Raw genomic sequence first — 26,665 nt, 5'->3', positions numbered from 1 at the left:
ACCGGGCGCCCACCGACCGGGCGCCCACCGACCGGGCGCCCACCGACCGGGCGCCCACCGACCGGGCGCCCACCGACCGGGCACCTACGCGCCGGCCCACACCGCCACTGCCCTGCACGCCATCCCGAAACCGGGGTGGCATTTCCCGTTTCCTGCAAGGAGCTGCGTGATGCACACCGGCATGGCTTGGTCGGTACAGGTCTGCCCACCACATCCCGGACACCTTCACCGCAACAACGAGGAGCGACCAGACATGAAATCCCCTGACCCAAACCTCGAGGCCGACCAGTTCGGCCGCCACCCGACCACCCCACAATCCCCGGCGCCGGTGCGCGACCTGTCGGCGGATGATCTCCGCCAGACCCGCCCGTTGCTCGTCACCGCCGACCCGCATCTGCTCGACGAGGTACTCGACCTCGCTCACCGCTGTGCTGCTGACATCGACGTGGCACCTGACCCCGTCACCGCCCGCGACCGGTTCGGGTCGGCACCCGTCGTGCTGGTCGGCGTCGACCTCGCCGAGGCCTGCGTGCGGGCCCGGCTGCCCAGACGCCCTGGGGTGATCGTCGTTGGCGCACAACGCGGGGACGAATACGACCCGCCGTTCGCGGCCGCCGAGCGGCTCGGCGCCGAGCACATCGCGATGCTGCCCGCCGGGGCACCGTGGCTGGCCGACCGGCTGTCGACGCTGGCCGCCGCGATACCTGACAGCCTGCTCGCGAGCCAGCGTCCCCAGACGCCGACGCCGGTCCCTGCCGAGACTCGCGGCACGCTCGTGGCTGTGCTCGGCGGGCGTGGCGGAGCCGGCGCCACGGTCCTGGCGTGCGGCCTCGCCGTCACCGCCGTCCGGTTGGGTCGGCGCACGCTCGTGATCGACGGTGACCCGTTCGGTGGTGGACTCGACCTGGTGTTCGGCTTGGAGGGCATGCCCGGGCTTCGCTGGTCGGACCTGACGCACACGCCCGCAGCGGTGAGCATCCCGGCATTGGCCGAGACACTGCCGCAGCTGGGCGAGCTGGCCGTCCTGTCCTGCGGCCGCAACGACGACCCGACCGTGCCGGTCGAGGCGATGAGGGCCGCGCTGACCGCGGCCAGAAATGGCTGGGATCTCGTCGTGGTCGACCTGCCGCGCCGTTTCGACGACGCCACGGTGGCCGCGCTCACCGCCGTCGACCACACCCTGCTCGTGGTGCCGGCCGAACTGCGGGCCTGCGCCGCCGCGGCGCGAGTGGCGGCGCAGGCGTTGCAGCACACCGGGTCGATGTCGCTGGTGGTCCGTACGCCGGCGCCAGGTGGGCTCTCGGCGCGGGAGATCTCCCGGGCCCTCGGCGTGCCGCTGGCCGGAACGGTCCGCTCCGAGTCGGCGATCGCGCGTGGCCTGGAACGCGGCGAGTCGCCTGCGTCCACCGGGCAGGGCTCGCTGGCGACGCTGTGCACCCGGATGCTCGCCGGCCTGAGGCATCGGTGACGGCGGCCCGACAACAGCAGTCCCGTCCGGCGGCGTCGCGCCATGCCACCGCACCGAAGGCCATCATCGTGGACCCTCGGGCGGCCGTGATCGCCGAGCCGGACCGCACCGTCGTCGGCGTGGGGCAGTGGTGGCGGCTGTGGATCGGTCGTTGGCGGGACCACCTCATCTCCCGGCCGGCGCATCGGCCGGGAGCGGGAACATGATGAGCCGGCGCCGCCGGTTCGCCGTGACATGGCGCGGGCCGCTCGGCGTCGCCCGCGTACTGCGGCAGCCTCCGCTGCCCGCCGGACAGCTACGCGCCATGGTCCTGGCGCACCTGCGTGCCCATCCAGGGCTGGACTTCAGCCCCGCCGAGGTGGCCCGGGTGCTGGGCCGGCCGGGATCTCGCGGCGCGATCATCAACATCTGCAAGCAGCTGGTCCGGGATGGACTCGCGGTGCGGACCCAGGACCGGCCGCAACGCTTCCGCGCCGCCATCTGATAGCCGCACCACCCGGGCACTACCCGGACATTGATCCCGCAACCACCAGGGCCGTCCACATCCGACGAACCAGTCGGCGTGCCAGCCCGCCTAACCCGTTCTCCCTGCCTGATCCGCATGCCCTCCCGGTGCGGGCAGGCGTCGACGCATCCACGCGTAGTGCGTGTGCCGGCGCCTTCCGGGTGCCGGCACACGCGTGCACCCGAATGGAGAATCCCGGTGTTCATCGTCGGACCTGTTCACAACGGACCGTCCTGCCGGCCCATGACCGGCTCGGGAAGGCGGCCATGACCGCCCCCGCCGGCCCTACGGCCGGTCCTGCTGCCGCCGCGGTGGCCGACCCAGCTTCGGCGTCGCCGCTGTCCACGCACTCCCGGGCGGCCCGGATCGCCATGGGCATCCTGCTGGTTGTCGTCGGCGTGCTGCTCGCGGCGGTGGTGTGCACCCCGACTGCGCTGTCCAGCCAGGACCTCATCGACTGGGCCGCCGCACCCACCGGCCTCGGGTTGCCGCGTCGGTGGTCGGTGCTGGTCGTCGTGGCGTTGGACGCCGCGGCCGGGGTGTGTGTGCTGCTGACCGTCTACTGCGCCTGGCGTGGCGAACCCGCCGGAGTGTTCGGGGTGCTGGTGTGGTGCTTCGCGTTCGGCAGCGCGTTCGCCAACTACCGGCACAGCACCGTACCCGATGCGGCCCCGGACGCCGTCTGGTTCTTCCCGTTGATGTCCGTGGCCGGCCCGGCGCTGCTGGAGGCGGTCCTCGGCCGATTCCGGCGCTGGTACCAACGCGACACCGGCCGCCGCAGCCGACGCCTGCCCGCCTTCGGATGGCGGCGCTGGATCCCCGGTCTCGGCGCGCCACGCGACACCTACGGCGCATACCGCACCGCCCTGCTGCTGGGCATCGACACCGTCGACAACGCGACCGCGGCCTACCACCAGCTGTGCCCGGACGGGTCGCTGCACGTCGCCGCCGCTCTGCGCGCCCGCCACGCAGCTCAAACCGTCGCCGAGCTGATCGACGCGACGCGGTCCGGGCAGGTCACTGCTTTGCCGGTCGACATCATGCGTCGAATCCCCGTCGACCCTGCCGCCTACCAGCGTTGGCTTCGCGTGTGGGCCGACCTGGAAGACAACCCGGCCGACCTTGGAGAGATCGCCAAGCGGCACGGCTTCAGCCGGCGACAGATTCAGTTCGTACGTCGAGCCGGCGAGGCCGGCCTGCTCAACTCGACCACCCCACCCGCCGTACGTCTCGCCGAGCTCGCTGCCGCCAGCAACCACCACCGCCCGACAACAGGCTCCTCGGCGTTGGCGCCGGATAGCCCGCCGCGTCGCACCGGGTCGCAGTAGTCCCCGTTGGCCGATCAAGATTCCTTCCGCGTTACGCATCATGGTGACCTCGGCGCCAGAATCGCCAGACTGTACATCTACCGACGTCAGCCGTCAGCCGGCGATGCCCGGTCACAGGCTGGTCGGTGTCGGGTCCTCCAGTACTGAAGTGAGTACTGGAGTGATTCGGCCAGCTACCCGCCGCGTGCAGCGGTGCGACATGCGATCGTCGGCGGCGGGTCCGGCCGTAACCGATCCAGGGCCTACTAGGGGTGGAGGCCGCCCTGGTCGTGGCGGTGGCGTTGCGCGGTCTGGCCACGATCGGACTGCCCGCCGGCCGCTGCCCAACCTGTGCCCAGCCGGTCGCCGCCGTGGCTGCGGTGGAAGTCGTCGCCGCCCTGGTGGCAAGTGCCAGCGGCGCACGCATCGTCGGGGTTGCGGCTAGCAACACGCGCTGGGCGCTGATCGGGGTGGCGCTCGTGCTGATCGGGGCGGCGCTCGCACTGATCGACGTTGCGGTGTACCGGCTGGCGAACATCCTGACCACCGCCGCGGTCCTCGGCAGTGCCGTGTCGTCCTTGTCGTCACCCCCGGTGCCGGGGATGGGCCCGTGGGGATGCACACCTCTCGGTGGTCATCGATGGCTGCTTCGGCTGGCTCTGCCCGGCCACCGTCGTCACCGACTAGACAGCACCGCCGCCCATAGCCGGCCGGGCCGCATTTCCCCAACCGCCGAACCCTGTCGCCGCGATTCGGCACGCACAGGCGCGCCCTTTTGTCGTTTCCAGGCCCTTCCGCTGCCTCGGCAGCGCGCACAAACGTGCCCCTTTTTCTATCTGGAGGTTCCATGCACACCCACCCGACTGTCCGCGGGGCGGTGCCGCGATGACCCGCAAGGCATTGGGCGCCGTCATCGCCACCATCATCGGCCTGGTCATTGCCTGCGCCGCCGGTGGCGTGCTGCTGCTCGGCGGCGGAGGATCCAGCTGCACCAGGCCACTGCCCAGCGGAGCCGGCACGATGTCGGCGCCGCCCGGTGGCTGGCCGTCGGTCGGCCGGTTCGACCCCGAGCAGGTCGGCCACGCCGCCACGATCGCCGTCGTCGGCGCCCAGATGGGCGTACCGGGGCGTGGCTCGGTCATCGCGGTGGCCACCGCGATCCAGGAATCCGACCTGCACAACACCGCCGCCGGGCCGGACGATTCTGTCGGCCTATTCCAGCAGCGACCCAGCCAAGGCTGGGGGACAGGCGAGCAACTCCGCGACCCGGTGTACGCGGCCCGGAAGTTCTTCGAAAAACTGCTCACCGTGCCCGGGTGGCTGCAAATGCCGTTGACCGAGGCAGCACAGGCCGTGCAGCACAGCGCATACCCGGATGCGTACGCCACGCACGAACCGGACGCCACCGTGTTGGTCAACGCGGTGTCAGGCCAGGCCGGAGCGTCCGGTACGCCGCTGTTCAACTGCGGCGCCCCCGCCGGCCCGTGGATCCAGCCGGTGCTCGCTCGGGTCGTCTCCGGGTTCCACACCGCGGAACGACCCACGCACCACGGCGTCGACCTCGGCGCCGGCCGTGGAACTCCAATCCGGGCCGCTGCCGCGGGCACGGTCACCGTCGTGCGGTGCAACGTCGTGCCGGCCAGTCACGGCTGCGACGTGGATGGATCACCGCAGATCCGCGGATGCGGTTGGTACGTCGACATTCTGCATGCGGGTGAGGTCGTGACCCGCTACTGCCACATGCTGGTCCACCCGTATGTCCAACTAGGACAGTCAGTGGCGGTCGGTCAGGTCATCGGTATTGTGGGCACCTCGGGAAATTCATCGGGTCCACACCTGCACTTCGAGGTGCATCTCGGAGGAAATCATTCGGCAGAGAGCGCCGTCGACCCCATTCGGTTCATGCAACAGGTATGTGCCCCACTAGGTTCGGTCGAACTGCCGCCGACGTGTCATCCGGCCAACACTGATTGAGGACGCGCCTGACGACGGCACGGTGTGGGCGTCGCGGTAGCGGCGGATGGCCCGTCGTCCATGGCCGCTGCGGTCGTTGGAGCGGCCAGCGGCCCGGGCGAGTTCAACACCGGTCGGCGTTCGACCGGTGGCGACAGCCTCGAGCCAGGTCCGATACATGACGGCGTCGTCGGCAGAGACTGGCTCGTATTCCGCCGATCCCGGGCCCGCCGGCGGGGTCGCCGGGCCGGTCGGTGTCCCGCGCGTCGAGGCGGCTGCAGGCGACCCGGGCGTGGGCGACGCGGCTGTGGGCGACCCGGCCGTGAATGACCCGGCCGTGAACGACCCGGCTGTGGGCGACACGGTTCTGGTAGTGATGGCGCTGGTCGCTCCGGGGGCCGCCGGCGTTCGGTCCGCGGAGTTTGGAGGTGTTGCTCGAGCTCGTGCCGGTCTGGTCGATACGGTTTGAGACGGGGCGGATCGCCGTCGGGGCTCGGCGGATTGGGTCTTGGTTTCGGTCGCCGATGTCATATCGGGTTGGGCGGGTGCGCGGATTGCCGCGCGCTCACCCGTGCCGGTGCCGCTCCTGTCGGTGGGGCGGGCATCCGTGTGCCGGCTGGCGGCGTCTGCCCGGACGGGACTCCGAGGATGGTCACAGATGGGCCGGTCTCCCGTGGCCAGGACCGGCGCCACGTCGGCCTGGTCACGCGACTCGTGATCGTGGTCTGCATCGTCCTGCGGAGGTTCGCCTTCCGGGAGTCGGGCGGTCCCTTCGCGAACTTCGTCGAGCGGCGGTTGGTCGGCCTGGTGGCCGATCGGGCGGTGAGAGCCGGCGATGCGGCTGGTGAGTTCGATCAGGCAGATGCTGGCCACGACAACAACTCCGTCGACGCTGATCGGCAGCAGTTTGGCCGCGGTGTCGGTCTCTCCATAGCGGGCCGCGACACCGGCCATGTGGTGGTAGGAGATGTATGCGGCGATGACGGCAATGGCGATGGTCGCGGTGATACGGATGGCGGCGAGGACACGACGGTGGATCGGCACCCGCGAGACGAGTTCGACGGCGACCAGCAGCGCGACGGGTGGCCACGCGGCAATGGCCTGACTGATCGGGTGGTCGGCGGCGTGGAGAACATTGGCGATGATCGACACGGCTAGGCCAAGGGCGAGCGCAGCCCGCACACCCCATCGCAGTCGAGTGAGTCGATCCGTACCGGTGGTTGTGCCGGTGGTCGAGGGGTACCGGTCTCGTACGGCCGCACGGTTGGCAGTCATCGCGAGCCCCAACCCTGGCTCTCATCCGCGGCTCCACCTGTTCCTGACTCGGTGCTTGAGCCGGTGCCTGGACCGGTGCCTGGACCTGGGCCGTCTGTGGCTGAATCGGTCTGGTCCGTTGGTCGGCGAAGGGCGGCGGCAAGCGCGACCGTGTCGGGGGATGGCTGTTCGCCGATTTCATGGAGGGCGTTGCGGAGCCGGGAAAGAAGCTCGTCGACGGTGTCGGGACGGCCGCTGCGGGCGGCGATGCGCATGGCTCGTCGGGTGGTGTCGTCGCTGTAGGGATCGAGTGAGACCGCTACTTCAGCGATCGATGCCGCTCGGCCGACATCGGTGCCGGCGCTGGTGCTGGTGCCGATGCTGACGAGATCGTGTGCCAGTCGCAGGTGGGCGGCGACGGCCGTGACTCGATGGTGCTCGCGGTACGGCTCTATCCATTCGCTGTCGATACCGGCGCCGAGGAGACCGGTATGGGCGGCGACGGCTCTGCCGAGGGCGGTGACGCGCTCGGCCCGGGTGGTGGCCGCGGTGGCGGCCTCGGTCGCGGTGGCGAATTCCCACAGGTCGACCGTGACGACCTTCGGGTTGAGCTGGTAGCGGCCACCGCTGTTGATGACCGGCTGGACGGTACGGTCGCCGTGGGCGATGCGGATGTGGCGGCGCAGGTCAGCGACCTCGGTGGACAGCCGTTGGCTCGCCCGGCGAATCGTGGCCTCGGGCCAGAAGGCCTCCATGATCTGGGGGAGATCTGCACCGCCACGGTGCAGCGCGAGATAGACGAGAAGTTCCCGGGCGTAACGGCGCATTCCTCGCGCGTCGGTGTCGGGTGATGAACCGACCATCGGAGATCCCAACACCTGGATTCGCACCAGCGGTCCATTGCGTGTAGACCCGCGGCGGCCCTGTACCGGTCCGGAGGCATCCGGCCGCGGAACGGCAGCATCGTCATCGTCATCTTCATCGGATGCCGTGCCGGGACTCAGGACGTGGTCGCGGCCGGGTGGCGGTGCCGTGGCAGTCGGATCGGTCCGCGGTCGAGCCGATTCGTCGGCGACACGACCGGTGTCATCACCACGCGAGGTGCTGCGTTCCGACCCGCGGCACAGGCCGCCCTGTTCTGATCCGCCCTCGTTTGATCCGCCCTCGTTTGATTCGCCCTGTTCTGAGTTTCTCTGGTGGTCTGCACTGCTGCTCGTCGACTCGCCCGCATCGGCTTCCCCGACAACGCCGGTGTTGGACGCGGTGCCTCCTGGTACCTCATCGCGGGAGGTGTCCTCGCCTGGGTGCGCGACGGGTTTCTCCGCGGATCCCGCCGGGTCGGTGGCAGTGTCCGGTTGGCCATCGGACCGGTCAACTGCAGCCGCGTGCACGGTGTTCGCCGCTACCCGGTCTGGTGGCGGACCGACGGGTAACGGGTCGGGGGACTCGGGGTCGGAGGGTTCGGGGTCGGAGGGTTCGGGGTCGGAGGGTTCGAGTCCGGCTACCTCGGGGTCGTGGGATTCCAGGATGACGGGAAGGAGGTCGCGTGCGGTGGCGAGGTCCAGGGTGGCCACCCGGTGTCGGCCACGCTGGCCACCGGTGACGTGGCCGTCGCTGCTGACGGCGATGGTGGGGCCGCCCGACCAGGTGCCGAGGAGGATGGCGTTGACCAGCAGCGGGTGTCCCAATCGCAGGGTGGCGTGCAGGCGGGCCCGGTGGGGGGTTGCCGGGGAGTGGATCAGGAGGAGGACCGGCGGCATCGGTGGGTGTAACGCCTGCGTGTTGTGCAGGGTGGCCGGATCGGTGCTGTCGTACTCGTCGAGCAGCCGCCGCCGTTCGATGATTATTTCCTCGGCGGCGGCGATGGCCTGAATGTCGGCGGAATACACGCGCAGCCGGGAACTTCGACTCCAGGCAGCGTCAACGAACCCGTCAACTTCTCCGTCGTCCTCCGTGAGTGCCGCAGCAGCTGCTGGCGTCGTAGCGGCTGTGGGCAGGGTGCGGTGCGGGACCGAGCCGGCCGGGTCGGGGCCGGACAGGGTGGCCGCGACGGCGGTCGTGGTGAGGATGATGCCCTCTGCGTCCGGATCGTGCGGGCCGCCGGTCGACAGGGCCGCGATGGCCAATGCGCGCATCGCGTCCTTCGCGCCGGGACCGGTCACGCCGAGGCCGGAGGCGTCGAGGAGGGCGGTGAATCCGGCGAGGTCGGTGCCGGACGGTCCGATCGGCGGCTGCGGCATCCGGCGATGGGGCGTGCCGTTGTACTCGGCAACAGTCGGTGGAACGGCGACCGCAGGCTGCGGTGGTACCGCTGTTCGAAGGTGTCGCAGCACCGGCGGGAGCGCGTCCGCGGGACCGGCGGTCGGGAGAGGCAGTGGCGTCGAGCTGCCCGCGGTCACGACGGCGCTTTCAGGTTCACCGCCGTCCTGATCCCGATCCGGATCAGGACTGGCCGGCTCGGACGGAGCCGGCTCGGACTCGGCACGTTCGGGCGGGGCAGCGTCGACGCGGGGACGCATGGATCCGGCGCGATCGGGCCGGTTTCGCCGTCGACCATCCTGCCCCGTTCCGGGCTGGCTGACCGCCGCCACTGGGCGTCGGTGTGCTGGCTTGCCGCTGTCGCTTGGCCGTCGGCGACCTGTCGCGGTGGGGTTGGCCTGGTGGTCGGCTGGCCGCGACGGTGGCCGTCTGTGCTGTTGGCGGCGCCGCCACACCAGCGTGGCGACCGCGACTAGTGCCGCGGCCAGCGGAAGGGTGATCCAGCCGCCCGGGACCTGCAGACCGTCGTCAGATGTCGGAGTGCCTGCTGGCGCTGCATCCGGTGTCGCGGCTGCCGGGTGGCAGTCGTGCGACGGATCGGGCACAACCCCGTCCGGATCGGGCTCACCGGCGGGTGGAGCTCCGAACGTCCGGGTGGACGTCATGTTCGGTGACATGGTGGGGTCGCATCTGGCGGTTGGCGGTGGCGCGGTCTGCGCAGCCGAAGGTGAGCCTGGGTGGGTGGGTGTCGATGCGGCGGACGGGCCGGTGGGCTGGGTGGCCGTCGGCGATGTCGAGTGGGGCAGGCCGGAGGCCGGCGGCACAGAGGATGAGGGCGCGGGCGTGGGTGGAGCCGACGCTGGCGGCGAGACAGGCCCGTCCGTGGCCGGTGGGGGTTGCCCCGTCGGCGGGGGAGACGTCTTGCCGGCGACGACCGGTCCGGTGGCGTGGGGGCGTGATCCCCGATCGTGGGCGTCGGTCGGGAGTTGGAACCGCTCGCCGGGATGGATGAGATCAGGACCGTCGGGACCGGCGTCGTCGGGGATGAGGTGCCGGTTGAGAGCGGCGATCTCCGGGTAGCGATCGAAGTCGCCCAGGTATCGGTCGGCGATAGCGCCGAGCCAGTCACCGTCGGCGACCTGGTACACAATCGCCGGAACATGCGGGTCCGGCTGTGTCGACGCGCTGTCGCTGGTCCGGAAGGCCGCCGGTGGCGGTTCGTTGACGCTCGTCGCGTCCGTGGCGGAGCCGGGACCGGCAAACCTGGCGGGACGCGAGCCGTTGGCGAGTAGAACGGTGCCGCTGGTCGACGCGGTGACAGACAGTGGGATGGCCGATGCGGCGTCGATGATCGGCCGGCCGTCACCGGGCGGTGCCGGCACGGCGACTGCATCGATCGCGGCAGCTACCGGCGTTGCGGTCGCCGAAACAGCCACGGTGCCTAGCACGACGGCTGACACTCCTTCAGCAGCCGTCGGAACCCGCAGCGGCAGCCCCCGGTCGAACGGGACACCCGGCTCTGCCGGCCCCCACCACGCCGCAGCGTGGGTCACCCATCCGGTTATCCGTGACGCTGCTGAGCGGGTTGCCGGCGTGATGCGGGCGATGGCCGACCAGGCGGCGACGGCCCAGACGATCCACAGCGCTCCCGCGGCGATGGTCACGAGAACACCGGGTGTCATCGGATGGTCGATGAACTGGTCAACCTCGACGGCGGTTGGGAGGTGATCGGGCCACGGCCAACCGGTCGTCTGGACCAGCGCGACCGGCAGGCCGGCCAGGATCAGCACCGCCCACAGCATCTGCCACACCCCGATCAGGAGCCCAGCAACATTCCGGGTGATCATTCGCGTGGAGGGCCGCATGAGCCACCAATCCTCCTCGGAGTGCACGACATCGAGCCTCGGTTCTGGTGGTGCAGGGAACCGGGGCGATTTCGCGGATACGCCTGTCGCTGCCCGGCCCGCGTGGTCGCACCCTCACAGGCCGGGCGGATCGGACATCGCGACGCTATCGGCACCCGCGGCAGCGGCGGCTATGACAAGGCGCGCCAAGCCGCTAACAGTGACTGACAAATTCGCCTGACCTGCCGATATGCGCGACAGGTGGTGTAAGAAGTGTCAGAGCTCGTTCGAAGTCCGAACACGACCGTGAAGACTCGGGCGTGCAGACCAAGGCGCAGTCGAGGTCGGCGCATCGCGCGATCATCGACACTCAACGACAACCGGCACGCGATCATGATCAACTATCGGGTTGTCGCACATTCATGTGGGATCCGGGAGCCTGCGCATGGGAGGGCTGGATCGAGCGGGCGGGAGGAGACCGACGACAGGTTCGGCCAACGAACACAGGAAGTCCTCGGTACATGATCGCCAGGCTCGCGGGCCTGGCGGGTTCGCCATCGATGCCGTTTCTCGGGCAGCCCGGTAGTCGCGACACCTATACCACGGCTCGGTCGGTCGCTCGGCCACCGGGCCGATCGGGATGATCAATTCTGTCGGTGATCCGGCGACGGTCGGCTTCAACCCGCGGCGGCACTGCCGGGTGTTTCCGGCCCGCGTGTCGTGGAGGGCAGAGGTTTGGTCGGGTCCCGGTCGTTGAGGACATGGGACAGGGCCTCGGCGACGGTCGTGCGCAGCGATCGGCGGTGAGGATGCAACCACGGCCAGGCCATTCCTGCGGCCAGCGACGGGACAAATCCGGCTGCCGAGTCGGCAGGTCGGCCTTGTCTGATGGCGGGGGTGGAATCGGGGTTCCGGCCGGTGTTCGGCGTCGCCGAGGCCCGTGCCGCGTGGTCGGGGGTGGCGAGGCTGAGTATCGCCCGCCAATGGGCGTCGGCCTGGATTGCAGGGCTGCGCCGGGCGTTGGTGGCATGGCGGCGCAGGTGCCACAGGTCGACGTCGACCGCTGCCGGGTTGAGCTGGTACCGGGCTTCAGTGCGGACGATGACCGGTGCGGCGGTGATGGCCGTGGTGGCGGCACGCAGGCTGCTGACGGTGGTGTGGAGCCGGGCGACAGCGGACGCGCGACGTATGTCCGGCCAGATGGCCTCCAGAATGCTGTCGCGGTGCAGACCCTTGGCATGGATGGCGAGGAGGACGAGGATGTCCATGGCTGCCTTTCGCGGCAGTTTGAGCGACATCCGGGTCGCGGTTGTCAATTGTGCAGGTCCGATGACGTGCAGGGACAGCGGTGGTGGGACGACATGTGGGTGCGCGGCACCGTCGAGGTCGCGTCGGATGACGAGCCGGTCCCTGGTGCCGGTGTGCGCGTTCGGCGACTGATCCGCCCGGACGTCGATCATGTCAGCAGCGGGGACGCCGGCTGGGCCGGTGGGTGCCGGATGGCGGTGGTAGTGGTCGCTGCTGGCTTGCAGGGTGGTCAGGATGTCCGCGCATGCCGTGGCGGTGAGGACGGTTACCCGGCGTTTATCGGCTGCTGTGGCGGTTCCGGTCTGTTCGACGGTCGGCGGTCGGGCCCGATGTGACTGATCCGGATCATGGGGGATGTGTGGAGCTGGGACAACTCGTCCGGTGTGGTCGATGTGCCAGGTGGCGGCGTGGGGCCATGACCCGATCAGAATTGCTCTGGCTCCAGCCTGTTGGCCGTGGCGCAGAGCGATGCTTGCGCGGGCGGTATCTGATGCCGGGGGAGCAGCGGCGATGAGTAGCAGCGGGCCGGGCATCTCGCCGTCTCCGTCTGCGTCTCTGTTGTCGCTGCTGCGGTTGCCGAGCGACGAGGGCGAACCGGCCGGCCCGGTGCCGGTGCCGGTGTAAGGGTGGCGGTCTGTCGCGGCGAGGATGTGACGTTCCAGGTGGGTGAGTGTGCTGGACAGATCTGCCGCGACCGTTACCTCGGGCGGTGGCGGCGTTATTCCAGCCAGCAGCTCCCAGTCTGCGGCGGTGGTGAATATTCGCACGATGCCCGGCTGGGCGAGCAGTGTGGCAATCAGTAGTCCACGGGTGGCATCAGCGGCGCCGGGACCGACCAGGCCGACGCCACCAGCTGGCAACATCACTTCGACGATTCCGACCGTCGCCCGCATGGGCGGCGTCGGAGCGATGAGCGCGTCCCACTGATCAGCTGTGGCTGTCTCAGGCGGCAGTGCGTCTGTTCGCTGGCGGGGAGCAGCCCTCTGGCCGCTGTCGTACGCGGTGCGGCGTGCGGTGCGGCGTGCGGTGCGGCGCAGGACCGCGGCGACGGTGCGTGGGGTAACAGGGTCGTCGGCGATGGCTGCCAGCGTCCGCCACACCGCGACGATCGCCAGCGCGATGGGAATGGTGATCCAACTGCCGTCGGGCAGCCACCACCCTGCTGACTGGTACGGAGATCGGGTGTGATCGTGACTCGATCCGTCCGTCGGCGTTTGCAGAGGCGGCGATCGTTCTGGCCCTGATCGGTGTGGCCCTGATTGGTGTATCCCTCGTGGTTGTGGCCGCGCCGGTACGGCTGCTGCAGCGTCGCCCGGTCTGGCCTCACCGTTGTCCTCGCTGCCGCCCGTGTTGGCGGGACTGTCGGCGGGACTGTCGGCGGGGATGCCGAGGGGAAGGGCTGGGGTGGCGGCGCCTGTCGCGGGTGGTGCGGCGGTGATCGTGGTTGCTGCGGCGGTGGGAACCACGACAGCCACCGCGCTTGCGACGGCCTTGACCGGGGCTCGAGGGCGTGGCATGTCACCGGACAACCATCGTCGACGCAGGTACCACCACGGGTGTCGGCGGACGTTGGCAAGGGCCCCGGAGAGCAGGCGCCGTATCAGGCGAACCGTGTCGATGGTGATGGTGATCGCGAGGAGTGCCCAGGCCGCCCACAGGATCGCTTCCAGGATGATGAGCATCGACGTGTCGTTGAGCGGCTCGTCGATCCATCGATTGACCTCGTAGCGATCCGGGAACCTGTCGGGCCAGGGTTGGCCGAAGAAGTACACGAGCGCGATCGGCGGCCCCACCAGCAGAACCACAGCCGGGACGACAGCGAAGACTATTGAGAGGATGGCGGATCCAACCGCTCGTAACGCCCTCACCGACGGGTACCCGTGGCCGCAGGTGTGGGCACGGCGGTTGTCGGCACGGCGGTTGTCGGCCCCGTGGTTGTCGGCACGGCGGTTGTCGTGGCGGTTGTCATGGCGGTCGCCGTGAACTGGACCAGTGGTGCGCGAATGTGGTGTGGGTGGAGCTGTCGGCGGGACGGCTCATGTTGAGCTGCCAGGCGCGGCGTGTCCACCAGACGAGGACGGCGGCGACCCACACGACGGCGAGGGCTCCGGAGAGGGTGTTCTTGGCGAAGGTTCCGATGAACAGGCAGGCGCCGGTGATGGGGACGGCGGCGAGGGCCTGCAGGATGAACCGGTCGGCGAAGAGGCAGGCGGTGGCAACGCCGATGGCGACCGCCCCGCATTTCAGAATCAGCGCAGACAGTCTCGGTTCGTCGGGGTATGGGTTGGACATGGCCCAACCCATGGTCATCATGCCGACAGGGGCGAGAGCGGCGGACCGGTAGGGCATGGTCAGGGCAACGGTCCAACCGGCGGCTGGTGTCGGCGCTCCGCGTCTGATCGCGGTTGCGGATGCGGCGATCCCGGCAGCGACAGGCAGAGCCGGGCCCAGTGTCCAGCCCACCACGAGGGGGAAGAACCACACGGCATAGGTGGCGGAGTCGTAGGTGATGGCGGCGACGATGCCGTAGGTGGCGGCGATGCCGGCGCCGAACGCAGCCGCAGCACGAAGCGCGGCAACCACGGCACGCCGTTCGAGGGCGGCCTTCACGCCGGATGCGGCAGCGGCCGGGGTAAGAACCAGGTTCGGCCCAAACACCGCTGCGGTTGCCGCCGCCGCGATGACGGCGCAGACCGCGGCCATCAGCAGTGCGCCCGCATTCATGATCACTGGTCGTAGCGTGGTGATCGCGACGAAATCCCAGGCGGGCCGCAGAGCCTGGGCAAACAGGGCCACGGAGGCTGTGGCAAGCAGGACCGGGCCCAGCCACAGCCGCAAGGCCGCAAGCCGCGCTGCGGTGCGCCGTGGCCACGTGGCCACAGCCGCCTGCACCTGCTGCGCCGCGGGTGCGGCCCGGGTCACCCGGGCTGTCGTGGTCACTGGCGCGGTTGAGGGATCGCGGTCCTGTTGCAGCGGTCGGCGTCGACTCGTCGCCCGCTTGGCATTGCCGGTTGGTGCGTCGGCAGCGAGCGCTGCGGCGCGGACCGTGGCCAGTCCGGGATTGGCCACGGCGTGGACTGGGAGCCCGGAGCCGGTGGCGAACAGGTCACCGATGCCGGGAATGCAGGCGGTGCCGCCGACCAGGATGAGACCGGTGCCGGTCTCCGGCGGAACGTTCGCAGCCCGGATCGCGTGCGTGACAAGCGACACCGCCGCTGGGAGTACGTGCCCAGCGGCGGACTGCACCTGCTCGACGGTGACCAGGACCGCCGGCCGACCACCGGATCCTGGGAGCAGCACCGGCCCGGCGGCCCAGACGGCTTCTTTCGCCGCCCGCACCGCCGTCAAGTCTGCCGCCGACGCCGATCCGATATCATGCGTGCCCCCGGCGGCCCCCGACACCGGGGCGCCCTGCACGGTGGCGTCAAGCACAGGAGCGTCATGCGTAGGGGTTGCGACGTCCACGACGACGTCTGCAACGACGTCTGCAACGACGTCTGCAACGACGTCTGCAACGAGGTCCACGGCGAGCGGGTCGGACAGCGGCTCAGCGGCGCTGTGATCGACGGACCGGTTGTCGACGGGCCGGTTGGTGACGACGCGGTCGTGAGACGTGCTGGCTTGGGATGCGGGCCCACTCGTGGCCTTGGGATCCGCCTGGGGATGACTTTGCGGGTGGCTCCCGAGCTCGGAAGTGAGCTGGGTGGCGAGAACCGTGTCGATTCGGTCACCGCCGGCGTCGGCGTCGAGCTCGGCCAGAATCTCGTAGCCCGTGGCGTTTCGACTGATCACGGTGACGGTGGCACGGGTGCCGAGATCACACACCACGGCCCAGCGCGCCACCGGCACATCAATGCCCTCTCCGCGGGCGGTAACAGCTTCGGCGGCCGAGATCAGGCCGGGCTCCTCGAGCCCGACCTGTCGAGCAGCGTCGTGGGCGGCCCGTCGCAGGAGCGCCCGTCGGGGTGGTCCCCACCCGGGCGGGACGACCACGATCACCTCAGGCAGCGGTCGCGCGTATAGCTGCTGCGTTTCGTCGAGAACGCGCCGTAGAACGGCGGCGACCAGACGGACGCCGGGTGTCGGTCGGCCGCCGAGGGGAATCGCGGCGGCGCCGATCCGCCGGATCGGATCGGGTATGTAGCTGGCCGGGTCGGTGGCGGCCGCCTGCTGTGCCTTCGCCCCGGTCAGGACCTGGCCGTCCCCGGATTGGTAGACACCGGCGGGCAGCCACGGCTGCCCGTCAAGGGAGACCGGTTGCCAGGACCCGTCGACGCGGGCAGCGACGGCCACCGCCCGGTACGCGCCGATACCGACCGCGACCCGCGACCAGTACATATCCACGATCATCATTCGTACCATGGTCAATGGCTGGTGGTCACCGGTTGAACCCGCAAGGTTGGGTCGACCTTGGTTTGCAGTCATCGAAAGAACGGACAATCTGTGCGTCGCCTGCCCCGTTATTGTGAGCCAGGGTGATGCGGCCGAAAGGGCTCGACGCCAGGCGCGTCCAGCTCCGCGCGAGAGTGACCACGCCGCGGGAGTAGGGGACAGCGTCGATCCAGCAAGGCAGAACACGCTCAGGGGCTGCGCTGGAGGCAGGCATCGGTGCGTCCAGGGACCGAGTGTGCGGGGAGGCGGGATGTCGGTATGGATTCGTCGAGGTCGCTGGTGGTTTGTCGCTGTGGTCCTGCTCGCCGCGGCACCGCTACCGGTCACCGCGGCAGGAATTCTCTATGCCGAGCGGGGATCCACCGTGGTGGCGCTACTGGTCCTCGTCGTTGCCCTTGTCACCGCCGCCGCGTGTCTGTGCGGCGGCGTCGCCGCTGCCTGGATCGCCGTAGCCGCAGTCGCTGACCCAGGATCGGCGTCGGCCGAGGCGCCCTCGGTGGACAGGGCAAACCCGGGGGGCGACAACCTGAACCACGCGTGCGACCTTGCCGCCCGGGTGACCGACGGCCTGAGCGCCCTTTCGGTAGCCAGCGGAGCGAAAGCGGTCAACGAAGGCGACACGGTACAGCGCAGAATGCGTACGGACCAGCGCAGAATGCAGCGGTAACGGGCCGCTGTTCGTTGACGGACCTGGCGGATCTGGCGGAGGTGGCGGGCCCGGGCCATCCGGTCCCAAGCCTGTGGCGTGAGATATCGGAGGCGTAACAGCAATGACTGCGGTGAACGCTGCGTGGACGCGGGTCGGTATCGATGTGGGATCGGCGACCACGGTGGCGGTGGTATGCCGCACCGACGGGCTCTGGCAGCCGCTGACCTTTGACGGGCAGCCGTGGCTGCGCAGCGGGGTGTACCGCCGCGGCACCGGCCCGGTGCTGACCGGTGCGCAAGCGCTGGCAGCAGCGATGGCCGATCCGGCCGGCTACCTGCCCGACCCGGCCGGCCGAATCAGCACCGCCGCCGTCCCCCTCGGCGACGGGACGGTCCCCGGCGTGCATCTGGTCGGTGCCGTCGTGCGACGGGTACTCGACGAGACCGAGCGGCGGTGCGGCGGGCCGCTGCCCGAAGTCGTGCTGGTGGTTCCGCCCGGGTGGGGACCGCCGCGGCGGGCGCTGCTGCGCGAAGCCGCCCAATACGCCGGAGTCCGCGAACCGGTTCTCAGGCCCGCAGCCGAAGCTGTCGCCGCCCACGGACAGGCTATCGATGTGCCGGTGGCCCGCTGGATCGTGGTATGCGACCTCGGTGCGCGTGCCGCAGCCAGCGTCGTGCGGCGCACGGTCACCGGCTACGAGGTGCTCGCCGAAATTGACGGGGATGCCGGCGGCGACCGCATCGACGAAGTCCTCGCCATCCAGTTGGCCACCGCGTCAACAGCCACCGCGTCAACAGCCACCGCGTCAACAGCCCCGGGGGCGCCACCGGAGGCAAACTCAACAGCCAGCTCTGGCGTCGATTCGCCGACCCCATCAGGTGCTTCTGCCCAGATGCCGGCAGGCGCCACCCCAACAGATGCCTGGCACGACCCCACTCCCGTGGACGAGATCTCGGATTCGAACCCGCACCGTACGGCCAGAACTTCCAGGGCCCGGCCGGTCGCAGCTGCATGGGCGGTCCGCATGACGGTGCGAGCGGCGAAAGAGGCCACCGCCAGCACGCCGGCGGTGCTGATACCAGCACCGGTGGACAGCAACACACCCGGCATGTCACCGGGTGGCGTGCCACAGAGCGGTGTGCCGGCGACCGGCGCGATGATGGTCATCACCTCGGCCCAGGTCCAAGCCGCCGCCGCGCCGGTCATCGACACCGCGACGAAGTTGATCTGCCAGGCGGTCCAGGCCGCGGAGGTACCCGCTGAGACCGGCTGCGGGCTCCTCCTGATCGGCGGAACCGCCGCCATCCCCGGAACCGCCGACCGGATCCAAGCCGGGACCGGCCTAGCAACCCACGCGTTACCTGGCCCCGCGCTCGCCGCCGCGTGCGCCGCGACCAACGCCGGCCGCTACGAACCCTCACCCGCTCCAAACGCCAGCCAGCCACAGGGCATCCTGGCCAACATCCGCTCCACCATGGCACCCACAGGACCGAAGCCGACAACGGCAGTCCCGTCTTGGTCGCAACTCTTCGCACCGCTCATCCCAGCGCTCGCATCGATGCTGCTGGCCTTCCACGCCGTCATGTCCGGATACGTCGAGAATTCGACCTGGGCGCCCGACGCCGACCGGTATTTGGGAATCAACGACGGCCAACTCGCTATGGCAGCCGTCCTCGCTGTCATCGCCAGCGCCGCCGTCGGCGCTAACTACGGCCCAGTCCTGAGACCCGACCAGATACCTGCCGGGCGCCAACCACCCGCCGGCCTGCCCGTAGCTGCCGGACTCCTATCCGGAGCCGGAATCGGAGTCGCTGTCGCCGCCCTCTACGCAGGCATCGGCGCGGCCTACCACAATGGTCCCTTTGTCCTGCGACTGATCCAGTCGACACTGGTCGCCGCCATACCGATGGCAGCCATCGTCGCCATCGCGGCGTACCTCATTTTCCGCGGCGCGCCCGAACCAGAGATCGGATGGGGGCTGGCCCTGACCGTGCCCCACCCACCCATCGTTCTCGCCACCATCGCCATGGCCGCCATCACCCTGGCCGCCAACAAGACCTACCCACCGGACTTCATGGCGACCTGGCAGTCGGCAATCTTCCGATGCAGCGGACTACTCCTCGGCCTAGCAACCGCTTACCTCATCGCCGAACGACGCCGTACCCAGATCATCTCAGCCATCCCACTGACCGTCATCATGATGCTCATCGCCAGCTACAACACCGCCAAAACACTCGCCACCATCTGGATCGTCTCCCTCGCCTGCTGGTGGATCCGCCGCACCTGGCAGATCGGCGCCTACGGCATCCCTAACGACCGGCGCCACGCAAACCGCTAATGACCCCCATAGGAATGCTTCGTGGATGTCCCCGACGCCGCGATCATCACCAGCCTGCCCGGCCTGGCCGCGTTGACCGGCGCCCGAATCCTGGCTGAGATCGGCGACGACCGGTCCCGCTTCGCCGACGCAAGATCGCTGAAGGCCTACTCCGGCGCAGCCCCGGTAACTCGAGCCTCCGGCAAGAGCCGCCATGTGATGACCCGCAGGGTCAAGAACCAGCGCCTCGCCGCTGTCGGATACGTCTGGGCGTTCTGCGCGCTCAACGCCTCACCCGGCGCCCGCGCCCACTACGACCGCCGCCGCCAGACCAACGAACGGCACACCGCCGCTCAACGTAACCTGTTCAACCGTCTGATCGGAATACTGCACCACTGCCTACAAACTGGGCAGAAGTACGACGAGCAGAAGGCGTTTGCTGCTGGGGATCTTGGGCAATGTGGCGGACACAAATGAGGCGTCCGCGATCGTCAAACGGCTGGTCGACGCGCTCTCTCCGGGCAGCTACGTGGTGGTGAACGACGGCGCGAACACCAACCAGGCCGGCGTTGAGGCAGCGGAGGTGCGCGGCGAGGCCGGCGACCCGTACACGCTGCGCAGTCCCGAGCAGATTGCCCGTTTCCTCGACGGCCTGCAGTTGGTGGAGCCAGGGGTGGTCTCGACACCACGGTGGCGGCCGGATCCGGACGACGAACCGGTTGACCTCGGCGTCTTCTGCGGAGTGGCGCAAAAGGTGTAGTCCCACGACGCCCCCGGCGCGGGTGGTGAGGTGAAGCGGCCCGCTGGGGCGTCGGTTCAGCGCTGCGTCTCTGAATGGCCATGTGCAGGTCGCTGTCACTGGGTCGTCATGGTGCGGTCGCGTGTGCGGCAGCGCCATTGGTGCGTCGGGACTCGGCGCCGTCAGCGTGTCGCGGTGGTCGCGCCGAGCTGTGACGCGGCTGCGTATGCGTCGATGAGGCCGTTGCCCTTGTCGCGGGCGGCCAGGGCGCGTCGTCAGGTGGGGGTGGTGCCGGCGGCATCACCTGACCGGCCGACAGCCTGTCGGATCAGGGCGTTGCTCGTCGAAGGGTGACGTCGACGCGGCGGTGATCGGAAGGCGTTGGGCGGGCGGGGTCGGGGATGTGGATGTTGTAGCTGCCTGGCTTGACGGGCCAGGCGTGTTGGCAGGCGTCGTTGATGAGGATGTAGTCGATGTGTAGGCCGGAGCCGCCGGCGTTGACGGTGGGCGGAAGCGGGTTGGGGGCGTCGGGGTCGAGTTCGGCGACGTGGTGGAAGCCGGCTCCATCGGCCCGGCTGTCGGTGGTGGTGTTCCAGCGGCCGATGAGCCGGTCGACGGCGCGGGTGTCGGGGTGCCAGCTGCCGTCTGGGTCCTGCTGGGCTTTGTGGTCGCGGACCGTTGCCGGGAGCCGGGGCCAGTCGGCGGTGGGCAGGTGTGGTCCGGACGCGGTGGAGTTGAGGTCCCCGGCGATGATCGTGGGAATGTTGCTGGGGCCGTAGGTGGCGAGCAGTTTCGCTCGGGCCACCCGGGCGTGGCCGTCCCAGAACGGCCAGTGTTCGACGAGGATCTGCAGCGGGCTGTCGTCGTTGCGGTGTCGGAGCCGGGCGAGGTTCTGTTTGTCGGCGAAGTCGACCTCTTCGCCGGCTTCGAGGTCGAATACGTTCGGGTCGTACACCAGCGCGGTGGCCAGGGCTCCGCTAAACAACTCCCCGACGTAGGTCCGCCCGGTGGCCGCGCTGAGCGTTTGTACCGCTGTCAGGAACGGCGTGCGTCCACGCGCGAACCAGAATTTGGCTTCGCAGAGGGCGATGAGGTCTGGTGCTGGTGCCGGTGCGTACGTCTCGGTCAGCGGTCGGAAGTCGTAGCCGCTGTTCGGGCGTAGTCCGCCGTTGCGGAAGTTGAACAGGGAGATTTTGAGGTCGATGGTCATCGAAAGGTGTCTTTCTGATGTTGATGAGGGGGCGGCGGCCCGCATGCGGACTGTCAGCGGGCATGTGCTCGACGGCGACGCATCTTCTGCGACCGAGTGAGCGAACCGACAGGAGATCAATCGGCGGTAGTTGGTTGCGTCATGATGTGGCTGGTGTCGTTGTGGTGGAGCAGCGTCCACCGCTGCTGTAGATGTCGGATGCCGGGCCATTCCGTGGTGGTCTGCCAGCGGGTGATGGCGCAGTGGTCGAGGTCGATCTTGAGTCGGTCGAGGGTGGCGACGCCGAGGAGCAGGTGCATGAGTGCGGTCAGGGTTTCGCTGTGGCCGACGATTAGCAGCGTGCCGGAGTCGTTTGCGTCGACCAGCTCGGCGAGGGTCGCGGTGGCCCGGCCGAGGTAGGCGAGCCAGGGTTCGCTATCGGGTGCGGTCGGGCGGGTGGGGTTGAGCGGGTCGGGTGGCCATCGGCGCCGAGCATCCGGCCAGCGGAGTCCTTCGGCTGCCCCGGGGTCGGGCACCCGTAGTCCTGGCTGACGGATGACCGGCAGGTCCAGAACGGCGGCGATCCGGTGTGCCGTTTCCAGCGCACGCGGGGTGGTGCTGGCGTGGACTTCCGTCACGTTGTCACCGGCGAGACGGTGCGCGGTCGCGGTTGCCTGCGTGCGGCCAGTGTCGGTGAGGCCGGCGCAGGTTGGTCCGGCGATGCTGCCGGTGTCGTTGCAGCGGGCGCGACCGTGCCGCACCACGATGAGGCTCCGAGCGGCAGTCATTGGGAAGGGATGTACCCGTTGGCCCGGTATCGGGCGTGGTGTTCGGCGATCGAGGCGCGGAGCGGGTCGATGACGCCGTAGTGGTGCGCGATGCCGATCGCCGAGCGGAGCACGTCTTCGACTTCCTTGACGAGGTTGGTCAGGTCGGGTGTGCCGTGTTTGTCGTTCTTGACGCCCATGCCTTCGGCGTGGTTGACGGCGGCGGCGAGTTCGCCGGCTTCTTCGGCCAACCGGGAGACCCGCTCGAATGGCCCGTTGTGGCTCGGGAACCGCCGGTCCAGCGCAGCGACGAGTTCGACGAGGTGGGTGAACGTGTCGCCAGTGTTCGTGTCGCTGGTGGTCGTGGGTTCATCGGACATGCGCTGGCTCTCCATCGGTGTCTGTTCCATGGGTGTGCCGGCCGCTGCCGATGATCTCGGCGGCGGCCGGCAGCAGGTGCCGGGTAGCGGGGGGAAGGACAGGGGTGTGGGGTCGGAGCCGGTCGTGGACGAGTCGTAGTTCGGCGCGGGCGGCGTGGCCGTATCGGGCGGCGACGTGGGGCCAGATGCCGACGAGGTGGGCCAGGTCGTCGCCGAGGGCGAGGGGGTCGGCGGTCCGCTTGCGGTGGTCGTGTTCGGCCACGGTGGTGTGACATGCTGGGATGGTGCGTTCGGAGGCGAGGGTGATTCGGCGGTCGGCGCGGCCGTGGAATCCCCACCACGGCCACTCGCCGACCTCGGCGCCGAAGATGACCAGCGGCGCGTCTGTGGCGTCGAGGCCGCATTGGGATTCGGTGAACGGGCGGACCGCGACGTAGGCGGTGAACATCGGCGTGTTGACGTTTCCGGCGAACATTTCGTGGATCCGGCCGCCTTTGCACACCATCACGTCGCACGAGCGGATGGCCTCGATGAGCCAGGGGTGGAGTTTGGTCGGGTTGGCGGTGGCCATGCGTGGCCCGCGGTCGCTGACCACGAGCCGGCCGTCGCCGATCTCGGTGCCGAGTTGGGCGAACGGGGCCAGCGTCAGCAGCCGCACGACGTCGGATGTGCTGGCGTCGTTGTCGTAGCGGCCGTTCTTGGGCACGACCGTGACGTGCAATCGGGGGTTGACGGTCATGAGTTGCTGGATCGTGATCAGGTCGAATCCGGTCTCGATGAGGTCGTCGAGCCACCACACCATCCGGACCGGGCCGGTCGCCGCCATGTCGAGGAGGGCGTCGAGATGGTCGACGGGTTCGATGGCGTCGGCGTGGTTACGTATTGCGTTCCAAATCCAGGTGAGTTGCGACTGGTACCTCTCGGTCGTGGGGTTGCCGCGTGGAAGGAAGATGGGCCGGAATGGTGCCGGGCCGCCCTTGCGGTCGAGTCCGAGCAGCCCGGCGGCGACGGCCATGCGGAACAGTTGGGCGGAGTCGAGCCGGTCGAGCCGGTGCCCGACTCGGTGGAGGAACCGGGTGAGGAACCTCAGCCCGTCCCGGTTGAACCCCTTGGCGATGTCGTTGGAGACGTTCGCGTCGCCGAACAGGCACCAGCCGATGACGCGGTCCACCAGGTAGGGCACCTCCTGGTTCCACAACGACTCGGCGACTGGTGCGTCACCGTGGCGGTAGTCGAGCACGCGCCGGACCTCGCCGAGGACGTGCGCCGCCAGGTCACCGAGCTGACCGTGGCCGTCGACCAGCGTTCGGGCCGCCGGTGGCAGCCGCCGGGCGACGAGACCGGCCAGCCAGGCCTCGCCGTCGCGTTCTGCCGGGTCGAGCCACGCCGGCCCGGCCAGCCGCTCGGCGACGGTGAAACTGTCCGGCTGGTAGACGTCGCCGACAAGGATGCGCGCGACGGCGGCCGGGTCGGGCCGGTCGGTACCGAGCAGCGTCGGCCACAGCCGCTCCCACATCGGCGGGTCAACGCGCCACCATCGCGACGGCGACTCAATCACAGGCGGGGAGGTGCGTGCCGCCGCCGGGTGATCACGCATGGGCGTAGGCCTCCGGATCCGCGTGTGGATCGGTGGCCGGTCCGACCGGCAGGCCGGCTGTCTGACCGGCTGTCGGATCAGTGGACAGCACCATGTCCAGGTCGGCCTCGGTCGGCCAGAACACCGGCGTGTCGGGGGTGCCGAGATCGTGTTCGGTGAAGGCGAACATGTCCACGACGAACAGCCGCCCGTCGGGCCGGATGCCGTACTGGATTCGCTTTCGGGTGGTGGTCGTGGGCTTGTACCGCTGGCCGCCGGTGCCGATGTTGACCGCGCCGTCGACGGGGGACGGTGCTCCGGTCGCGTTGCCGAGGTCATAGATCGGCTTGAACCGCACCATGCTGCCGTCGTCGCAGGCAGCCTGCGCGGCCGAACGGGACAGGCCTGCCCGGACCAGCACAGCGACGACGAGTGTGCGGACCTCGGCCCGCCGGGCGGCGGTCGTCTTGACGTTGATCCGGAACCGGCGGCCGTTCTCGTCTTCGGCGCGGGTCGCCCGCAGGTCCCACAGCGGAGCCAGCACCGCCACATCCCGCGCCATGTCGGCGACGTACCGGGGAGAGTCCCAGGACCGGTCGGCATGCGTGACCGTCAGTTTCATCTGCGACACAAGATCCGGGGCGGCGACCAGATCAGCCAACGCCCGACCGGCCGCCGGGGCGCCTTCGCTGCCGTTGGTCACCACATACAGGCCCTGTCCCAGGTGTTCGCGCCAGAGCCGGGCCACGTCCACGCACGTCGCGACCCCACCCGACGGCAGCCGGGTGGCGTAGTCCAGCGGATCGCTGATCCGCCAGCAGTGCACCACCCTGCGGTCGATCAGGCGCCCAACCCGGGTTCCAACCGGACGGTCAATGGGATGGTCGACGGTCGGGGCGTCGTGCGGTGTGAGGGACCGGCGGGCGGCGGCCACACTCGCGACCCGCCGCGCCAGGTCCGCCAACGGCGCGCGCTGGACCGGGGTCCGGTCGCCGAAGGCGGGGCAGTGCAGACATCCCCGAGCGCAGTGATCGATGGCAAGGACGAACCCGAGGTTCGCCACGATGTCGGCCACGGTCAGCATGGTCCTCCCATCCCGTGCAGCGTTCTCTGATTTCGATCTGCCTGATCGGGAACGTTCTGCCTGGCCCTTTCGTGTGGTGGTCCGGGCCGGTCGAGGGTGGCGCGTTCGGTGATGGCCAGCCGGTCCCGCCACCGGTGCGCCGAAACCTCGCCGGGCGAAGTCAGCAATGGCGAGGTCAGCAACGGTGAGATGCCGCTGATCCACGGTTGGCATTCGGCCACGACCGCGCCGAGATCGGCTACGGCTCGGTTGGTCGCAGCTCGATTGGCCGCGGCTCGCCTGGTCGCGGCTCGATTAGTCGCGATTTGGTCGGCCTCATAGCCAGCCTTGCTGTCAGCCTTGTTGTCAGCCTTGTTGCCGGCGTCGTCGCCGGCTTCGGTGAGATAGCGGCTGTAGACGCGAAACGCCGCATCCGCTATCTGGTACGTGACGGTGATGCATCGCTGCGGGTCGGCGCACACGTCCACGTCGGGGCAGGCCAGTACCAGGTCGTAGCGGCGACGATGAATCGGATCACGCAGGTCCAGACCCCACGACGCGTGGCTGGCGGCGGCCGTGGCGGCGTCTTTGCGCTCGACGATCCGCATCCCGTCCTCGGCCGTCACCCGGCCGCCGAGCAGGTGCCGGATCCGAGCCGCGCGAACCGTCGCTGTCGCCTCCAACCGAATGAGCAAGGCGTCGTTGAACGGCGACAACAGCAGCGGTACCGATCCCGCCGAATCCACCACATAGCCGCCCGACCGTCCGGCCGCCACCCGCAGCACGGCCAGGTCGGCGAGGCGGTCAGCCGTCCCACCACGCCGCGCCCGCGCTGTCGGACCAAACGCCGGGCCCGCCGCGGGGTGTGGTGGAGGATCAGATAGCCAGGACCGCAGCCGACTCGCCTTGGCTCGTCCGCTGTCCCCCAACAAGGTCAGCAGGACCGATGAGCCCGTCACCCGGCCAAGGCCGTTGTCGGCAAAGCGTGCGGCGAGGGTGGACTTCCCCGACGCCGTCCACCCCGTCACGACCACCAACGGATGCGGCCGGGCGACGTCGCGTCCCTCGGTCGGGCAACGGTCGGGCTTCACACCGGCCCCCTGACCGCGCCGACAGGGGGCTGAAGGCGTTTCCGGCGTTCGCAGTCGTAGCGCAGGTACTCGGCGAACGGAAGGTACGAACTGTCGGAGATGCTGGTCCAGATACCGTCGACGGAGGCGAGGAGGTGCCGGATGCTGACCGCCTCACCCGGGGCGGGGTGCATGTAGAACCACACCTTGTCGAACGGCGGCGCCAGATCGGCGGGGTCGGTCAGGTTGCTGTGCACCGACCGGACCCGGTGTGACCAGCCGTACGGGGCAAGTTCCACGGACCCGCACGGGCGCAGGTGCGCCCGTGGATAACCGAAGTCCGGTCCGGCATACAGACACAACCACCCGGCCGGGCAGTCCCGCCCCGCTGCCGCACCCGCCGGTCGCCTCGCCGTCACTGCGAAGCTGTATGGGCCGATGCGGGACACCTCCACGCGATGCGAACCGACGTGGTGGGGGCCGACGTGCGGCGGATCGACGTACGGCGGATCGACGTGCAGCGCAACGAACGCGGCGGCTGCGCCGAGGGCGAGGGCCATCACCAGGAGGAACGCGAGCGCGCGTCTCGCCCTGAGCATCGGCACGGCAGTCGGAGAGTCGACGG

The 26,665-nt window shown here is 69.6% G+C and carries 19 protein-coding genes and 1 pseudogene; 9 read left to right on the top strand and 11 right to left on the bottom strand.

Translation table 11 applies throughout. The features are described from left to right. Positions 1-253: 253 nt before the first annotated feature. The 4 genes from ssd to Vau01_RS53030 all read left to right on the top strand — a co-directional run bounded on the left by ssd (position 254) and on the right by Vau01_RS53030 (position 5,254). Positions 254-1,468, top strand: coding sequence for a septum site-determining protein Ssd (gene ssd, locus Vau01_RS53045; RefSeq protein ID WP_204009181.1), 1,215 nt, complete (start codon positions 254-256; stop codon positions 1,466-1,468). Between the two features lie 202 nt (positions 1,469-1,670). Beyond that, positions 1,671-1,952 carry a helix-turn-helix domain-containing protein gene (locus Vau01_RS53040; RefSeq protein ID WP_204009179.1) on the top strand — a complete coding sequence of 94 codons (282 nt, stop codon included), beginning with the start codon at positions 1,671-1,673 and terminating at the stop codon, positions 1,950-1,952. A gap of 287 nt (positions 1,953-2,239) precedes the next feature. After that, a complete protein-coding gene (locus Vau01_RS53035; RefSeq protein ID WP_204009177.1) occupies positions 2,240-3,301 on the top strand; it encodes a DUF2637 domain-containing protein in 1,062 nt (353 codons plus the stop codon). Between the two features lie 864 nt (positions 3,302-4,165). Beyond that, positions 4,166-5,254 carry a M23 family metallopeptidase gene (locus tag Vau01_RS53030; RefSeq protein ID WP_204009175.1) on the top strand — a complete coding sequence of 363 codons (1,089 nt, stop codon included), beginning with the start codon at positions 4,166-4,168 and terminating at the stop codon, positions 5,252-5,254. On the opposite strand, the gene Vau01_RS65105 is transcribed toward Vau01_RS53030, so the two are convergent. Both Vau01_RS65105 and Vau01_RS53020 read right to left on the bottom strand, forming a co-directional pair. Then, positions 5,204-6,187 carry a hypothetical protein gene (locus tag Vau01_RS65105; RefSeq protein WP_308440526.1) on the bottom strand — a complete coding sequence of 328 codons (984 nt, stop codon included), beginning with the start codon at positions 6,185-6,187 and terminating at the stop codon, positions 5,204-5,206. The genes Vau01_RS53030 and Vau01_RS65105 overlap by 51 nt on opposite strands. 317 nt (positions 6,188-6,504) lie before the next feature. Continuing rightward, entirely contained in the window at positions 6,505-8,247 is a 1,743-nt protein-coding gene (locus Vau01_RS53020) for an AfsR/SARP family transcriptional regulator (RefSeq protein ID WP_204009171.1), read from the bottom strand. Between the two features lie 2,184 nt (positions 8,248-10,431). On the opposite strand from Vau01_RS53020, the gene Vau01_RS53015 reads away from it, so the two are divergent. Next, positions 10,432-10,818 (top strand): hypothetical protein, encoded by a 387-nt coding sequence (locus Vau01_RS53015; RefSeq protein ID WP_204009168.1) that lies wholly within the window; start codon positions 10,432-10,434, stop codon positions 10,816-10,818. Between the two features lie 449 nt (positions 10,819-11,267). Here the strand turns inward: Vau01_RS53015 and Vau01_RS53010 are convergent, their stop codons facing one another. Further along, the gene (locus Vau01_RS53010) at positions 11,268-13,703 is read right to left on the bottom strand and encodes an AfsR/SARP family transcriptional regulator (protein WP_204009166.1); all 2,436 of its coding nucleotides are present in this window, start codon (positions 13,701-13,703) and stop codon (positions 11,268-11,270) included. Between the two features lie 160 nt (positions 13,704-13,863). Further along, the gene (locus tag Vau01_RS53005) at positions 13,864-16,251 is read right to left on the bottom strand and encodes an acetate and sugar kinases/Hsc70/actin family protein (protein ID WP_204009164.1); all 2,388 of its coding nucleotides are present in this window, start codon (positions 16,249-16,251) and stop codon (positions 13,864-13,866) included. Positions 16,252-16,540: 289 nt separating this feature from the next. Here Vau01_RS53005 and Vau01_RS53000 point away from each other — a divergent pair, with 289 nt between their 5' ends. From Vau01_RS53000 to Vau01_RS52985, 4 genes and pseudogenes are all read left to right on the top strand, one after another. After that, positions 16,541-16,957, top strand: a complete 417-nt coding sequence (locus tag Vau01_RS53000; protein ID WP_204009162.1) for a hypothetical protein — start codon at positions 16,541-16,543, stop codon at positions 16,955-16,957. Positions 16,958-17,060: 103 nt separating this feature from the next. Continuing rightward, positions 17,061-19,277, top strand: a complete 2,217-nt coding sequence (locus Vau01_RS52995; RefSeq protein WP_204009160.1) for an Hsp70 family protein — start codon at positions 17,061-17,063, stop codon at positions 19,275-19,277. 48 nt (positions 19,278-19,325) lie between these two features. Continuing rightward, positions 19,326-19,733 (top strand): annotated as a pseudogene (locus Vau01_RS52990) (transposase); the annotation flags it as partial. Beyond that, on the top strand, positions 19,717-20,016 hold the full coding sequence (locus tag Vau01_RS52985; protein ID WP_204009157.1) for an SAM-dependent methyltransferase: 300 nt from the start codon (positions 19,717-19,719) through the stop codon (positions 20,014-20,016). The pseudogene Vau01_RS52990 and the gene Vau01_RS52985, both read left to right, overlap by 17 nt. Positions 20,017-20,323: 307 nt before the next feature. Here Vau01_RS52985 and Vau01_RS52980 read toward each other — a convergent pair whose 3' ends face one another. From Vau01_RS52980 to Vau01_RS52950, 7 genes are all read right to left on the bottom strand, one after another. Beyond that, positions 20,324-21,205: a hypothetical protein gene (locus Vau01_RS52980; RefSeq protein ID WP_204009155.1), complete on the bottom strand. Its 882-nt coding sequence runs from the start codon at positions 21,203-21,205 to the stop codon at positions 20,324-20,326. A gap of 116 nt (positions 21,206-21,321) precedes the next feature. Beyond that, entirely contained in the window at positions 21,322-21,972 is a 651-nt protein-coding gene (locus tag Vau01_RS52975) for a histidine phosphatase family protein (protein WP_204009153.1), read from the bottom strand. Next, positions 21,969-22,331, bottom strand: a complete 363-nt coding sequence (locus tag Vau01_RS52970) for a hypothetical protein (protein ID WP_204009151.1) — start codon at positions 22,329-22,331, stop codon at positions 21,969-21,971. The genes Vau01_RS52975 and Vau01_RS52970 overlap by 4 nt, the downstream gene beginning before the upstream one ends. Next, positions 22,321-23,847, bottom strand: a complete 1,527-nt coding sequence (locus tag Vau01_RS52965) for an ARMT1-like domain-containing protein (RefSeq protein WP_204009149.1) — start codon at positions 23,845-23,847, stop codon at positions 22,321-22,323. The genes Vau01_RS52970 and Vau01_RS52965 overlap by 11 nt, the downstream gene beginning before the upstream one ends. Before the next feature lie 73 nt (positions 23,848-23,920). Next, the gene (locus Vau01_RS52960; protein ID WP_204009148.1) at positions 23,921-24,982 is read right to left on the bottom strand and encodes a hypothetical protein; all 1,062 of its coding nucleotides are present in this window, start codon (positions 24,980-24,982) and stop codon (positions 23,921-23,923) included. A 2-nt stretch (positions 24,983-24,984) separates the two neighbouring features. Next, positions 24,985-26,061, bottom strand: a complete 1,077-nt coding sequence (locus Vau01_RS52955) for a hypothetical protein (protein ID WP_204009146.1) — start codon at positions 26,059-26,061, stop codon at positions 24,985-24,987. After that, complete coding sequence (locus tag Vau01_RS52950) at positions 26,058-26,639, bottom strand: peptidase inhibitor family I36 protein (RefSeq protein ID WP_204009144.1); 582 nt, start codon at positions 26,637-26,639, stop codon at positions 26,058-26,060. The genes Vau01_RS52955 and Vau01_RS52950 overlap by 4 nt, the downstream gene beginning before the upstream one ends. Positions 26,640-26,665: the final 26 nt, after the last annotated feature.

Origin of the sequence: Virgisporangium aurantiacum, assembly GCF_016863635.1 — a bacterium.
GTDB lineage: Bacteria > Actinomycetota > Actinomycetes > Mycobacteriales > Micromonosporaceae > Virgisporangium > Virgisporangium aurantiacum.
The sequence above is the reverse complement of the archived record's forward strand: the minus strand, read 5'-3'. Positions and strand labels throughout refer to the sequence as shown.